General features: G+C 42.6%; 8 protein-coding genes. All 8 read right to left on the bottom strand.

Annotated features, from left to right (window positions below; genetic code table 11):
- Positions 1-261 precede the first annotated feature (261 nt).
- The 8 genes from QZ574_RS06520 to QZ574_RS06485 all read right to left on the bottom strand — a co-directional run bounded on the left by QZ574_RS06520 (position 262) and on the right by QZ574_RS06485 (position 15447).
- Complete coding sequence (locus QZ574_RS06520; RefSeq protein ID WP_297088025.1) at positions 262-1377, bottom strand: hypothetical protein; 1116 nt, start codon at positions 1375-1377, stop codon at positions 262-264.
- Positions 1378-1387: 10 nt separating this feature from the next.
- On the bottom strand, positions 1388-2656 hold the full coding sequence (locus QZ574_RS06515) for an MFS transporter (protein ID WP_297088023.1): 1269 nt from the start codon (positions 2654-2656) through the stop codon (positions 1388-1390).
- Between the two features lie 26 nt (positions 2657-2682).
- Complete coding sequence (locus QZ574_RS06510) at positions 2683-3807, bottom strand: uroporphyrinogen decarboxylase family protein (protein WP_297088021.1); 1125 nt, start codon at positions 3805-3807, stop codon at positions 2683-2685.
- Positions 3804-4874 carry a hypothetical protein gene (locus QZ574_RS06505; RefSeq protein WP_297088019.1) on the bottom strand — a complete coding sequence of 357 codons (1071 nt, stop codon included), beginning with the start codon at positions 4872-4874 and terminating at the stop codon, positions 3804-3806. Before QZ574_RS06505 ends, QZ574_RS06510 begins: the two co-directional genes overlap by 4 nt.
- 12 nt (positions 4875-4886) lie before the next feature.
- Positions 4887-8447, bottom strand: a complete 3561-nt coding sequence (locus tag QZ574_RS06500) for a malectin domain-containing carbohydrate-binding protein (RefSeq protein ID WP_297088017.1) — start codon at positions 8445-8447, stop codon at positions 4887-4889.
- Positions 8447-11176: a hypothetical protein gene (locus QZ574_RS06495; protein WP_297088015.1), complete on the bottom strand. Its 2730-nt coding sequence runs from the start codon at positions 11174-11176 to the stop codon at positions 8447-8449. The genes QZ574_RS06500 and QZ574_RS06495 overlap by 1 nt, the downstream gene beginning before the upstream one ends.
- 115 nt (positions 11177-11291) lie before the next feature.
- A complete protein-coding gene (locus QZ574_RS06490; RefSeq protein ID WP_297088013.1) occupies positions 11292-14108 on the bottom strand; it encodes a glycoside hydrolase family 2 TIM barrel-domain containing protein in 2817 nt (938 codons plus the stop codon).
- Between the two features lie 244 nt (positions 14109-14352).
- Complete coding sequence (locus QZ574_RS06485) at positions 14353-15447, bottom strand: hypothetical protein (protein WP_297088012.1); 1095 nt, start codon at positions 15445-15447, stop codon at positions 14353-14355.
- Positions 15448-15455: the final 8 nt, after the last annotated feature.

Genomic DNA, 15455 nt, shown 5'->3' with positions numbered 1-15455 from the left:
GAATTTCACTTTTTGTTTCCCTATAATTTCACGAAATACACTAGTTTTTAATTCTACTTTTACTCGGATTAACTGGAATACTATTTTTTTATTTTTACCCCCACAAAAAAAGGGAACAAAAAGAAAAACCTACCTGTTACCTCGAGGAATTTAGGGGAAAACAGGTATTTTTCAGAGGCATCAAAGCAGAATTATTTTTTATGTTTTCCTTATTCATTCAAGTTACTTTCGTTCTTCTTCGTGCAATTAGTGGACTAACAACTATTTAATTCCAGACTCTTTTTTTGATTTAAATTCAACTGTACTTTTGCCGAGGTCTTTTGAGGTAGCCAATGCAATTCCACGGTTACCCAGTTTATCAACGGCATTGTAAAAATGATAGACCACTCCATCGTGTTTTATTACGTATGCCTTATGGGCAAATAAATTATCAAAAGGTTCCGATGGCTCGATTAAATGCGCCCCCTGCCATTGGGTCCAGTTCACCAAATCGTACGAAGCGTAAAAACTATTGTAAACTACGGTTTTACCATCGGGCCAATTTGCCCTGAAAAAAAACATCACATACACATCATCAATTTTCTGAATAACTGCATCGCCTGAAATACCCTTGTGATGATTTACTACCGGCTGATTGCCAAAACGTTTCCAGTTAACCATATCGTCTGAAACGGCCATGCTTATCCGTTCAGCCCCCCGATCCGGGTTAATGCTATCGCCTCGTGCATTGTAGTACATTACAAACTGATGACCGGTTAAACGTTCTTTGTCTTCAATTACAAAACTTTTGTACATGGTGCTGTTGTCGTACCAGCGGGCATCAGCATCTTTCGATGTAAGAACAGGTTTTTCAACCCGCTGCCATTCATGCATAGTGGCAGGGTTCTCATTGGTAAATGCCATACTAATCGACAGCAAACCTTTTTCGTAACCCCTTGAATTTCCGCCAAAATAACTCATCCAGTATTTTTCGTTAAATTGGTTGATAACTGGCGACTCACCCCAATTGTAATCAATTAAAGAAGGATAGCCTGCTTTTTGATTTGCATCCCAGTCGGTAGTATCGGAAAATTGCATAATTTTTCCCTGCGTTTCCCAATTCAACAGGTTTTCACTTTCCGCCAACCAGGTTTCATAGCCCCTACCATCGAAAACAATGTATGTCATTACCCATTTTTCGTCTTTTCTGAAAATTGTAGGGCAATCCATTTTATACTTATTGCTATCGGGGACCATAATCAGGCCATATTTATAAGGCGTTTTTACCTCATCGTAAATGGCCTGCATTTTTTCGATCGGAACCACTTCCGGAAGTTTTTTATCGATGGTACACGACACTGCCGCAACAAATATTAGGATTACGGAAAGTAGTTTCATCTTTTTCATTTTAAGGTTCAATTCTAATTACCCGGTTATCCGGAACAAATAGTTTCAATACCAGCCAACACACCAGGTAAGCTAAACTGGCAATTCCGAATACTACATGATAACTGCCTGTAAATTCAAGAATCAGCCCTACTGCTGCCGAAAACAACACTCCGCCAATTGCGCCTGCAAAACCCGATAATCCAACCATTGAGCCTACTGCATTTTTCGGATAAATATCAGAAACGATGGTAAAAATATTGGCGGCATACCCCTGGTGTGCAAAAGCAGCCATGGCAATAAAAAGCACGGCCAGCCACATGTTTGATATACCTGAAACAAAGTAGATAGGCACCACTAAAACAGCCATTAGCAAAATAGTTACTTTTCGCGCTGCCACCGGATTCTTTCCTTTGTTTATGAGTTGCGAAGAAATCCACCCTCCAAGAATCGATCCACCGATAGAGATGACGTAAATAGTAACCAGCGGCAAACCAATATTGGTAAGATCGATGCCATAATTCGAGTTTAAAAACTTGGGCAACCAATACAGAAAAAACCACCAGATTGGGTCGGTAACAAAACGCGCCAAACAAATACCCAGCGTTTGCTTATGGCCAATTATTTTACGCCATGGGATAGATTGCTGTACCGGCTCTTCACCATCCTGCAAAATATAAGCGCGTTCAGCATCGCTCAGTTTTTCGTTTTTTTCAGGGCGTTTGTAGGTATACATCCAAAAAAGCAGCCAAACAAACCCCAGCGCACCGGTAATTACAAAGGCCCATTGCCAGCCCCATGCCAGCGCAATTAATGGAATTAGCAAGGGGGTAACAATGGCGCCAACATTTGGCCCCGAGTTAAAAATACCCGTAGCCAGTGCCCGTTCCTTTTTAGGAAACCATTCGGCTACCGTTTTAACAGCTGCCGGGAAATTGGCAGATTCGCCAATACCCAAAGCAAATCGCGATAGGGCAAAACCAAATACACTGCGGGCAGCCGCATGCGCCATTCCTGCAATGCTCCACAAAACAATGGCAATTGAAAATCCGCGTTTGGTTCCAATGCGATCGAGAATGGAGCCGGTGGTTAGCAAACCAATGGCGTAGGCAATTTGAAAGGCCATAATAATAAAACCATAATCAGATTCTGACCAGTTAAAAAGCTCCTGTAATTCAGGCGCTAGAATACCGAGCACCTGGCGGTCGATGTAATTTATAGTAGTGGCAAAAAACAGCAGCACTACAATTCGCCAGCGGTAATTTCCTATTTTTGTTGTTGCGTTGTTCATTCGTTTTAGGTTTTGTTTTTATTTGATTAGCTACAGATTTCATTTATTCGTTGCCAGGCTATTTGCTGCTCTTCGGGCGTTTCGCAATAGGTAACAACTATCAATTTCATACCGGGCACCCACAATCGTTTCACCTGTTCTTCAATGGTTTCCAAATCTCCAACGATTCGTGCATTTAGCACAATTCCTGTATTTGCAAAAGCATGAAAAGCCTCCAGGTTGTTAGTTGCTCCAGGATCGGTTTGAGGCGAAAAAGCTGCATCGGCCATTTTTAATCCGTCTATTTTTAGCACTGCATCAATCCAATTCGACCAATCGCCACACGAATGAAAAACCACACCTCCGTATGGATCGCAAATCTTTTTTGCTGAAGGTACAGCCAGTTCAGTGTATTGTTCGGGCGCAATCATTATCGCATTGTCATCGCTAAGTCCCAATCCTTGCCAGGCTACTGATGATGAAAAACCATGTCCCGGAAAAACCAGTGCATCGCCTATTAATTTTTTCTGCTCTCGATTAAATTCAACAGAAAGCTCGGCAAGAATATTAAACAACTCCTGCACTTTTTCAGGATTCATCAATACCTCAATAAAAAACTGATCGAGCGGAAGCAGGTGCGCCACAATATTCAGTGGCGATTGTGAATCGGTAAAAGAAACCGGAAGACGGCCTTTTGTTTTGTCCATAAAATACTCAATCATATTGAGGGTATGTTTGCCAATGCTTGTTTTTGTTACCGATTTTGGCTGATATGCCAACACTTCATCAAGCGAATTGAACTGTGCTTTAAGGGCAGGTGCATTTCCTTCTTTCCAAATATACTCGTTTCCATAAGCACTCGCAATTGTTCCAATACCATACCAGGGTTCTAAAAAATTAGGTACATCGGCCTTGTATTCCATACTCTGTAACAGCGCCCCCAACTGCAATTCAAGCGAAAGCTCTTTGTTCCGACAGCCAAACGAAAAACATTCGGCCACACGCATACGGCGATAGACCAAAACACCGGTTTCAGACATCCAAAAATCGGCACACTTTTGGTTTAAAGCAGAGGCATAGTTTTCGTACTGGTCGAAATCAAAATTTTTAGGTTTTACTGGCACAACCGCACTGGCTTGCGAATCGGCTAATGCTGTATTAAATTTTTTCATAAGGCTGTTTCTTTTCGCAATTCTTCCACTGTTTCAAAAAGGGTAGTTATTTTCTCGTCTGTAATTTTCTCGTCAATATTTATGCAACAGACTCCGGTTAGAGTCTTACTGTTTGATTGTTTTACGCGTTCAACAATTGACCGTTTTATTTCTTCGTTGTTTTGAGTAATCATATCCACAGGGCTAAGCCTGATGTTCAGAAAAGTATTTGGCAAATATTTCCGGAGAACGGCCACATCGCCGCCCCAGCCTACATCCAGAAAATCGAGCTGAGGAATCTTTGCAAATTGCCCGGCCATTCGATGCGGATCAGGGCCACAATAATGAATACCAAAAGGCCGGTGTTGTTTGCTCCAGGCAATATCAAAAGGCAAGAGAAAATACTCATAATCATCAGCTGAAATCATGGTATGACTGCACTCTGAATGTAAAAATACCGGTTTCTGAAACTGACGAAGCAAGCGGTTTACCGATATGGAAGTGGTTTTGGTTTCTTCTTCCATTAAGGCGGTAAACTTGCTAATAACTGCAGCAATCTGTGTAAAATAATCTTTTACTTTTTCGGGCTCCAGCATCATATCTGTAAAAATGGAATCGCCACGTAAATCCATTGCTAAATTTAGTATACCTCCCCAGTTAATATCGCCACTCAGGTAGCCGTGCTTACTTTTCAGGCCTTCCCAAAGTTTAAGCATTTTTTTAAAGGCCGGAGATGAGAATATTTTTTGCCCATCAATGCTTAAGTCGGCACAATTGGCTGCAACTACCTGTGGCGGATGTGCTTCGGTGTAATTTACCTGACAGCCCAGCATTTCCGACAGTAAAAATCCTGCTGCCAGGTGCACTGCTCCAATTTCGGGGCGTTGCTCGTTTCGGTGTTCCCCCAGGCCATATTTACCCCAGCGTTCGTAAAGCGCTTTTTCCATTTGCTGTTCCACTTCCACTCTCCGCAGCGGGTGGTAAAAAAAGTCTTCATCGAAGGTAATTTTTTCGTTATAGTACCACCACTCGGGTGCCAAAACAATATCAACCGGTAGCTTAACTGTATTTTCTATTCTATTCGTCATCAATAATTTACCTTACTGTACTTTTAGCCAATCCACATAAAAATCGCCTTCGCCTTTTGGTGTAATCTCAATGGTATACGTCCCTGCGTTTATCGTTGTTTGCGTATCGGTTCGGTAGCTTTTCCATTTATCGGGAGTTGCTGGGAAAGTCCATTCTCCGGCCCACATCACACGCCCATCGGCAGCAATAATTTTCACATCAGCATTCAATTCATCACCCGAAAGGTTAATGTAGCGGAAATGCAAACCATATTTCGAAGCCAGTCCCACCTGAAAAATCACCCCCATGGTTCCTCTACTTCCCGGAGTGTACAAACATTCTTTTTCCAGATGGCTGATAATTCTTGCCGCTCCCAGGGCTTTTCCGTCTTCGGCCTGCCAGGTAGTTGTTTCACGCAAATCAATAGGGTCGTCGAGCAAAGTTGCGGGAGCAACCATAACAGGATACATATTAAATTCTGCCTCCGACAGTTTTTCAAGCTGCACCTCAACCCCTTTCTCAAACTGCTTTTTATAGAGCTGATAGGTGCTTGATTCGTTGAAGGTTGTGGTAAGGTATTTTTCCAGCGGCACCCAGTTTTTTAGCCAACCAGGTTGATGTGCCATGCATGTATCAATGCCAATAAAAACCTGTGCTTTTGCTGATAATACAAACGAAGGCAAAGCTTGTGATGGTTTAATTACAGCCGGCCCCTGAATCCATTCTGTTGCATACAACTCGGGTGCTAAGCTACTAAAACAGGCCTGTTTATTATTAAACTGACGGCAGCCAGTGGTTAACCACGTTTTTGCTTGCCACTCGTCGTTCTTGCCATTCAATGTGGAAATCAATCGTTCGGAAGCTTTAGCCGGTTTTAGTGCACGATTGGCAGAAGAAATGGCAATAGCAGAAATTACAGCCTGCCCGGCTTTTACCTGCGGGAATGAGATCTTCAGTTCTCCTCCGCTTATATCAGCGTCAATGGTTTTTTTCAACAAGTTATCGTGTCCGGCTTCTTCCCAAATATCAAGGTCATTTATCACAACCTGATCATTCACCGACACATCAAAAACGCGCCAGTCGTCGCAATTCATTCCACCTCCCGTTCCGTACCAGGGTTCGGCAAAAAACAACTCGAGTTTATACTTGCCATCCGGCAGAGGAAAATGATAGCTCAGCTTATGGCGGCCATAACGAAAAGTTTGAATCAATGGCCACTCATTGGTTCCTTTAATTGGATCGTTGGTAGAGCGCTGGCTGCCGTAAAATGCGGGTAATCCGTCATAATCGTCCGTCCATGATTTTGATCCCCATGATTTTTCATCCGTTCGATGAACGTCAGCCATCCACACGTTTCCCGCGGCATCGGTGTAATCACCGCCTCCACAATTCACCCGGTAAAGGTAATTGTACGCATCATTGGTTAAGGGCTGTATGTCTCCTGACAAGTCTTCAATATTTTCGGCCTTAGGCAGATGGTTTACCAGCACCACATCGGTAGCAACTTCTTTACCGTTTACATAGCCAACGGCGTATAGCATATTTTGCTGTATGTTCACCTCATTAAAAACAATATGCGTTCCAACAGGTCCTCGTTTTTTCCGGCCAAGCGAATTGGTTTTTAAGCCATTAAAAAGCTCCACCTCGTCGCAATTCGTAAATAGTCGTATTCCGCTTTTTATTCCGGGCTTTGTCCACCTGTCGGGCCAGGTATGCGATACAATGTACACCATTGGTTCGGTTTCTTTGGGTGCATAATTGGCTCGGTACAGGTAAAACACATCGAGCGGTTCGCCCCAAATGCTTAGCGCGCCTTTGTAATTTACCGGTCCCACGCGGTCGATATCGCGCAATCCTTCGCCACTTTGTGTACGCCCGGGATTGTCGTGCGAAGTTAACAGCCAATGAAACTGTCCGCAACTTTTATCAGCAGCCTGTTCGCCAAGCCTTATTTTTGATTCCATCAGCAAGTTAAAACGATCTTCGCTGTAAATCCCTTTCTGATCAAACTCACCTTCCGTATGCAAATCAATGCTTCTCCAGGCTCCATATTCACCATTCAACAATTGCTCCGAAAGTTCGTTGGCATAATTTTCAGGATCGCCACCATAAGTTCCCGACCAGTTTTGAATCACATTCCAGTCGGTACCGGAGCCACCGTTACAGGTGGTTACCAGGCGTTGCGTTGATGTTGTTGGATCGAGCTTACGAATAAGTTCTGTACACTCTTTTGCAAAACCTTCAGGTAGGGTGCTTTCATTTTCAAGTCCCCAAAGTATTATCGACGGACTGTTGCGACGCTCTTTTACCCAATCGGTTAACAGCGACTTAAAGTTTTTTCTGAACTCCGGATTATCGAACCAGATATGCGCCGACATTTGTGGCCACCAAAGTATACCCGATCTATCCCATGCATTTTGGTAGCGCAGGTTGTGAGGCTGATGCCCATCTCGAAAAGCATTGTAGCCCATTGCTTTTACCTGCTCAACCCGGGCTTTTATTTGTTCGTAAAAAAACGCGTGCCCCTGTCCAAACATGTGCTCATACTCGGCAGTTCCGTTAATAAAAACAGGCTTATCGTTTAAATAAAACCGGTTGGATGGATTTTCACCAAAAATGTCCCACTTAATCGTTCGGATACCATAGGGCGTACTTACTTTATCCACACATTTCCCATTTGCAAAAATGCAGGATTCAACGGTGTATAGGTAAGGATCCTCCAGCGACCAAAGCTGTGGATTTTCAATCTTTTCAAAGGTCTGTTTAATGGTATCTGATTGCCCGGCTTCCAGTTCAACTTCCGTTTCTGCAACAGCGATTGTTTTACCAGTTTTATCCAGAAGTATGTTTTTCACTGTTACTTTTCCCGGGTTGTTGTTATAATTTTTAAGTTCAGTTGTAAGATTTAGGGTTGCTTCGGCAGTATTAATTGTATTGTCGTTCCAAATGTGCACCCCAAAAGGTTGAACACGCACCGGAGCGGTTTCCACTAAATGCACGGGCCTGAAAATGCCCATGGGCTGGCTGCCTTCGCAAAATCCCCATTCGGGACTACAACCACCACACACCCACGGTAAATCTCTTATATCAGAAGGATGATCGGCCCGAACTGCCAATAAATTTTCACCTTCAAAATTGATGTATGGAGTTGCATCAAGTGTAAAAGTGGTTCTGCCCCCGGCGTGGTAACCTATAGAATCGCCATTTAACCACACCGTTGCATACGAGCCCACTCCTTCGAAAAACAGAAAATACCGCTTTGCCGAATTGGCATTTTCAACTGTAAATGTTTTGCGATACCAGGCGTAGCCATGGCGGTTTCCGTGGCGCAAACGCCGGTAGCCACCATAGTCGTCCCAGTTGTGCGGAACATCTACTGGCTGCCAGTTTTGTGTATTGAAATCTTTTTCATGAAAGCCCTGAAAAGCCAGTTTGTTTGTATCGTTTGCGACTGTAAGCCAGTCGCTGTTCAGGCTTTTTACAAGCCTTATTTTATCTTGCTTTTCGCACCCAAAAAGCAGTAAGCCGGCCACTAAAAAAATGGCCAGCTTCCTGCTTTTTTCCCGATATTGTTTGATTAAATTCTTTCTCATTAGTAAAATAACCAGTCAACAGGTATTCCATCATTTTTATCAGAGATTCCCGCATCGTGTACTTTAATGTCGTTTTCGCCATCAATAAAACCAAGAATCAATACGCGGCCTTTCCCCAGTTTTAATTCATTTTTTCCGGCTTCGTAATGATAAGTATAAATGTTTACCGGGTATAAACCACTGAAGCGCATAGCATTGGCAATTTTAATGTCGGCCTGCCCCCGGTTGTTAGCGGCAGCATTGGTTTCAAGCGTTGGCGGACGTAAGGCTGTGTAACTGTTGGTGTTAAAATAGCCCACCACCACTTTAACCGGTTTGTCGTTCTCAAACTGCAGCACTGTTCCTTCTTCCTGTTGTTTTTTATCGCTAAACTGAACACCTTTTAGCAAGTTTAATTCCTCAGCGGCTTCTTCTATTACCGCATTGTTATCGGTGTATGCTTTTTGTCCCGGTACAACCGAATATGTTTTAACACCTTTATTTAACACCTTTACTTTGGCTGGTTGAAGCACCGGTATTTCTGCCCCGGCAGCTCCACCCGAATTTAAGGTTTCAAGGTTTCGTTTAAAATTGTCCAGCTCGTTTTGGTAATGTGGCAACATTTCAGTCCAGGTTTTATTGGTTCCATTGCGGCCGGTAATTGGTATACGCCGTTGCTGGGTTTGCATACTGTTAGCATACAAATAGGTATCGTTTGTTAATGCTACCAATTCTTTCCAGTACTCCAGGCTTTTTTCGAGATAGGGAACCGCTTTTTCCAGGTCGGTCACATCGTTTGAATATTTGTAGCGCAACACCCACATTGCGGCATTTACTTTTTCGTAGAAAAAATTGGCAAAGGCATTGTAACAATACACATCGTTTTTCAGGCGCTCAAATTCTTCAACATTGTTTGTAACATGTTTTGCTGCCCTATCAATTGCCTCAACAGCAAGGCGTCCGTGTTGTTTTGCCTCCTTAATAATTTGTGGTGGTAATTCTCCGCTGTGTTTTTCGTTGTTCCATTCTTTGCGGGCATAATCGATCAGAATTTCGCCTTCCGGCCCGTTTGATGAATAGAAGTTACTGTATACATGCCATTTGTGTGGATTTACCAACTGGCTCATAAACATTCCCAACAAAAGTGTTTGCCGGTTTCCATCCGAAATACCAAAGCGGCGCAATAGTTTTGGAGCAATTTCCCCGGTTTGCTCGTAAGCTTCCAGAATATCATTGCTACCTTTTTCACATCCGTAAAATCCGGCCAGTTGTTCCGACCAGAAATCAATTTCCTCATTTCTGTCGCGACGGCAATCCCATGCATATCGCCCCCAGGCTTTGTACCAAATCCAGTCACGGTCAATCTGATTTATTCTGGGATTGGCTTTATCGGCTGTATACGGCCAATCCCAGTATGATGTTTGCGGATACAGGTGCAAGCCGTTTGCTCCCTGTATATCGTGCATGGCTTGTGTACTTTTCTGAATAAAATCGGGCGAACCATAACGGAAAGGCTCGAGGTTGGCTAAAATATGTACGTTTGAAATATGGATTGACCCCAGGTTGCTCATTGCCCTTGGAATCGATTCCCATGAATCGCGCGGTTCGTAGGTTGTTAATGACTCGCCATTATATTTCGACATGGTGTAAAGATTCTTGTATATCGGTAGAGCAGCTGTCATCACCTTTTCACCATCGGTGTCGTGTCCGCGCAAAACGATTGGAGGCTCATCGGTTCGCCCCAGTTTTTCCAATCCGTCCTGTACCCCGGGAATTATGGTTTTTGTAAACCACTCCACATCGTCATCAATGGTATGCATGGCTTCACCTAAACAAACCAACAAACCAACGTTTGGATATTTTTCGATAAAAGCCGCTACTGATTTCTGTGTATAATCGGCAATTAAAGGAATTATGGGCCGGCTACGTTCCTGTGTTTTTATTCCGTGGTGCTCGGCAAAGGGTTTTGACACAATGATATTGTAAAACATTTGAATTACCCAGATACCGCGCTTATTTGCCTCTTCGGTTATAAAACCAAACATTTCCTCATTCAGTTTAAAGGTTTCATCATCCACTTCAACGGCATACGGATAATCAGCGAGTTTTACCAACGATGCAAAAGGATGCCCGTTCCACAAGTACAGCGAGTTATAACGGTTTTCCACCATCATATCGAGGTATTGAATCCACTGTTCACGGTCGTAAAACCACGGGAAGTTCTCAGGGGTGTACGGATATTCATAAACATGGCGCCCAGGTAGATATTCAGTTTTTTGCAAGCCAATACAAGTACCTCGAAGTACCATTTCGGGCTGATCGTTTATTGAAATCTGCTCCGGAAGTTTTCCTTCCTTTTGTATTCTTTCAGCCAATTCCTGGCAAGCGTAAAGCGTTCCCGTGGCATCTGCCCCGCACACCGTTATGGTATTATTCTCCGATTGAATTGAAAATCCTTCGCTCTTTAAATTTACCTCGATTCCAGCTGTCGTTTTAAAAAACTCATCTTCCTTTTGGCCAATTATAATGGTTCTTACTTCTGAATTTTGCAACATCGAATCGGACAGAAGAACTTTATAACCGGCAGCTTCGAGCACATTCACCAGTTTGGTTTTACCAAAAGAAGTACGTACATGGCAGTTGTCTTTGCTCACCAACACAACTTCTCTGTTTGCACACGAACCAAAAACAATTAATAGAAGAAATAGAAATAATTTGAAATGTTTATGAAGAAACACAGACCTATTCATAAATTTTGATTTTATATTACAGATTTAAAGTATTTTTTAATTCATTATAAGATTGTCAGCACCAGGCGGCAGAACAAACATTCTGATTCCTGTTTTTTTAGCAATGGTAAAACAGTTAGTTCTCTGTTGAGAAATTGAAAAACAAGGTCATTCGCTTGCATCGAATACGCCAATCGTCGTAAGGACCAAAATCGAAAAAAACGTTTTTTTGCCCGGAAGGTCCCATGTTCCACGAATCGTTGGTTTTACTTCCCATGGCCGAAATACCCTGCATAAACGAAATATCTCCCGACGGAAACGGTGGCGCTAATCGCTTGTCGTAATCTTCAGGTTGATCGGGTGTAAAAAGCCTCAAGAAAACATCTTCAGTAGTTGTGGCTAGTAAAAACGACTGTTCTTTACTTTGTATTTTAGCCCAATACAAATTTGAATGATAGCCTTTAAACTCCGGGTAAACTACCGGGTAAATTCCAGTCATTGTTGAGTTGTAATCTTTTTGATGTACCGCCAGCTCCACCCCTTGCATACGGTTTTTCCAAACACGATAAGGGCCATGTCCCATCCATTTCACTCCTTCAACCAGTTTTTCGGGGTACGAAAAATTCACTCCCATGTAATCAAAAGGCACGTCGTACACTTCAGGCAAATAGGCAATCGCAAGTTCGGCCCAACCTGAGGGATAAAACTTCCATACCAGCTCTTTCATTCGCGACTCTTTAGCATAAGAGCAAGTCACCAACAGGGTGTCTTCTTTCATTTCTGACCTTAAAGCCTGAAAAACTGTTTTACCCGCGCAAATTACCGGGCCATTATTAAATGGTATTTCGCCTTTTTCGTTCTGCACCTTTTTTAACAAACCATCGTTTTTACCCAGTATATACTTAATTCCACCGGCATTTACGTGAAACAACGAATCGTTTTCCGTAAAGGTCACTGCTGGAGTATCTGCTTTCTCTTTTAATAAACCAGCAAGTACATCAGCTGGCAAGGATATGGGGTAACTCCAGGTATATAGCTCCATTCCATACCGGTTGGTTACTGTTACATAAAGCACATCAAAAAACTGCCAGTTTTGCGGTAGTTTAAGCTCAATATATCCTTTTTGCCGCGGCGCTAAATCCGGCGCCACACATTTTCCATTCAGGCTTTCTTTTTTTGATGAAGAAAAGGGATCGGACAATTTTACCAGCTCCCAGGTAAACTTACATTCGTTTAAATTGGTGTAGAGGTATCGGTTTTCGAGGTAGAGTTTTCCATCGAATTCAGCGGTTAAATTACGGGGTTCGAGTTGCACGGGCGACCATATTTCTTTTATGGCAAAATAGCTCCCTTCTTTTTCATGGTAAGGTCCCAAAATCCCATCAGCTCCTTTTGAGTTGTAGGTATCCAGTTCGTCGTTTTTATCTACCCGCAATACTCCCTGGTCGGCAAAATCCCAGATAAAACCTCCAGCTGCTATTGGTGTTTTCCATATCAGCTCCCAATAATCGTACAGTGCCGACCCCTGCCCTCCATCGTGCATTCCGTGCAAAAATTCAGTTGGTAGTGTAATCTCACGTCCGTGCCAAAAAGTTCCCATTCCGTAATCATAACCTCTGTAATGTTCGGTTGAAACACCATTAAACGTTTGCCAGGGATGTAAAACTGTGCGTTGCTGTATATCGTATTTGCTGTACAAGGGCAATAGCTCGTAATTGTGTCCACCTTCGTTCCCATTGTCCCAAAGTATAATTGAAGGGTGATTTACATCGCGCTCAATCATTTCTTTTACCAAAATGGAGCCAACTTCAGTGTCGTAAGCATCGTGCCAACCGGTAAGCTCATTAAGCACAAAAAGCCCTAACGAATCGCAAACATCCAAAAAATGCGAATCGGGCGGATAATGCGCCATACGCACCCCATTCATATTCATGCTTTTTATTGTTTGCACATCTTCAATACTGCGCTTTTTACTTGAAGCTCGTCCGGTAGTTGGCCAGAATGTATGCCTATTTACACCTTTGATTTTTATTTTTACACCGTTCACATAAATGCCGTCACGTTTGCGCACTTCAATGGTACGAAAACCGAAACGTTCTGTGTACTCGTGAACTGGTTCTCCTTTTTTCATCAGGTAAAAACAGGCCTTGTACAAATTTGGATATTCAGGATTCCATGGGTTTACCCCCTTAATTTTTGCTACTAGTTCTACTGCCGGCATCCCTTTTTCCAAATCAACAGAAAAACTTTCGCCAACAGGTGTTCCATCCAGTGAAAATATTTGAGCTTTAAGCTGGTCGGCCGATTTTAATTCGTTCAGAAAAACCTTTGATGCAAAAGTACCGTCGGCTTTGGCATCAATAGCAACACGATCAATATTTTCATCCGGTTTTACTTCCAGCCAAACCGGACGAAAAATACCACCAAAAATCCAGAAATCGGAATAACGCTCGGCTTTGTTAACCGATTGGTTGGCCGAATGTTTGTCAACCTTAACTTCCAAAACATTTGTTTTTCCGTAATCAAGCAACGAAGAAATATTGTATTTAAAACGATAAAAAGATCCTTGATGAATTGGCCCGGCCAGCCTGCCATTTATTTTAACTTCCGTATCGGTCATCGACCCATCGAATACAATTTCTACCTGCTGGCCCTTCCATTGTTTCAGTGCTTCAAACCTGTATTTATATAATCCGGACTCCTTTCCTCTTACCGAATCTTTGGCATGACCGTAATTATACTTCCCAAAACCATGCAGTTCCCAGTTAGATGGCACGGGTAAACTTGTCCATTTTCCGGAATTGCTTCCTTCGGTACAGTAAAATTCCCAGTCAACCGTATTGTCTGTTCCTGTTCCGGAAAGATAAATTTTTTGCGTTGCCTGCCCCACCGATATGCTTGTAATAAAAAACAAACACATGTAAACCACCAAAAACACAAGTCTTTTATTCATTTTTTAGATTTTTTATTCCACCAGTTTATTCTGCAGTGCTACAAATATAGAATAAAATGGTAACGTTTACACTATTTTATATACTTAAATACCAATGTGTTTAAGATAAAAATAACAACTCGTTTTGCAAACGTTTTACATTAAAACAGAAGGTTGTTTTTCTGAAGAAAACCCATTCCTCTAATAATCAAACAACTAGTTAAAGTTGATTATAATGGTTTACTATTCTTGCTGATTGATTTTACTACTGCCAGGCCAGGGTACATTTACCTATGGCGTAAAATCTTTTTTCATCGCTGTTTATCATTGATGTGTAAACCACCGTAAATGTTCCATCTTCCTCTTCAATAGCACAAAGCGGTGTACGCATAGAGTGGTCGCCATGCTTCCCCCACAAATCATCATCAAACTGCACTTTTACACGTATTTCTTTATTCCAGTTTATTCCGTCTTCCGACAAGCTATACCCAATTTCCTGGTCGCCAAACGAATCGAAAACCGCGAGGTATCGTCCATCGTTTAGCTTCGAGATAATTGCATTTTCCATAAAATGGTCGACAATTTTTAGTGGGTTTATCTCCTCGGTCAACCTTTGCCACGGTCCCTCCAGTTGGTCGGCTATTGCCATACCCGTAGGCCAACCGGTAAGTGGAATATAGTTGTGTCCATCGTAAAAAGCATACCATTTGTTACCCACACGGTAGGGATTAAAACTGGCAACTGCCTGTTGCCCTTCCCAGGCTTGTGTATTTTCATCGGGTTGCAGCACAATGCCCATATCGGCATATGGTCCGGCAATCCCCTGCCTTCCGGCTATTACTGATTTTGCCCGCCAGATTCGTCCACTGTAATCTGATCCAGCCTTTTCGCCTTTTTCCCCGTCGCCTCCACGGTAAGCCACGTAAAACAGGTTCCAGGCATTTTCATTTTCATTAAATTCTACACCCGTTAACCACAGTTCCGATCTTGGATTTGTTGGCGACCGGCCAGGAATGCTCTCAAAAATGGTTGTTTGTCGCTGCCAGTTTTCAGCATCAGTACTGGTCCAGTATGAAATACGCAAATCGCGATGCGGGCGAATAAACATTTCGTTTACAAACATGTGGTATTTACCATCCAACTTAATGAGTTGACCGGTTTCGAAACCAGATTCATTTTTTGTATTTACCACATCCGGGTGATTTGGCCCTATTACCGGCCCCTTGTGCGCTGCTACAAGCACCAGTTGCTTGTTATTTGTGCTGTCTATTTTTTTTTCCTGTGCTAACACAAGGTTACCAATACCTGTTAGTACTGCAACCAGAAGCGTTAATAAGAAGATTGAAATCCGTTTCATCATTCATTTGT

Source organism: uncultured Draconibacterium sp. (genome assembly GCF_913063105.1).
Lineage (GTDB): Bacteria > Bacteroidota > Bacteroidia > Bacteroidales > Prolixibacteraceae > Draconibacterium.
Note: the sequence above shows the minus strand (reverse complement) of the source record. Positions and strands in the feature narration are given on the sequence as shown.

Excerpts from the sequence above, each read along its gene's own strand:
- QZ574_RS06520 (WP_297088025.1), bottom strand. The coding sequence starts at position 1,377 with ATGAAACTACTTTCCGTAATCCTAATATTTGTTGCGGCAGTGTCGTGT.
- QZ574_RS06515 (WP_297088023.1), bottom strand. The coding sequence starts at position 2,656 with ATGAACAACGCAACAACAAAAATAGGAAATTACCGCTGGCGAATTGTA.
- QZ574_RS06510 (WP_297088021.1), bottom strand. The coding sequence starts at position 3,807 with ATGAAAAAATTTAATACAGCATTAGCCGATTCGCAAGCCAGTGCGGTT.
- QZ574_RS06505 (WP_297088019.1), bottom strand. The coding sequence starts at position 4,874 with ATGACGAATAGAATAGAAAATACAGTTAAGCTACCGGTTGATATTGTT.
- QZ574_RS06500 (WP_297088017.1), bottom strand. The coding sequence starts at position 8,447 with ATGAGAAAGAATTTAATCAAACAATATCGGGAAAAAAGCAGGAAGCTG.
- QZ574_RS06495 (WP_297088015.1), bottom strand. The coding sequence starts at position 11,176 with ATGAATAGGTCTGTGTTTCTTCATAAACATTTCAAATTATTTCTATTT.
- QZ574_RS06490 (WP_297088013.1), bottom strand. The coding sequence starts at position 14,108 with ATGAATAAAAGACTTGTGTTTTTGGTGGTTTACATGTGTTTGTTTTTT.
- QZ574_RS06485 (WP_297088012.1), bottom strand. The coding sequence starts at position 15,447 with ATGATGAAACGGATTTCAATCTTCTTATTAACGCTTCTGGTTGCAGTA.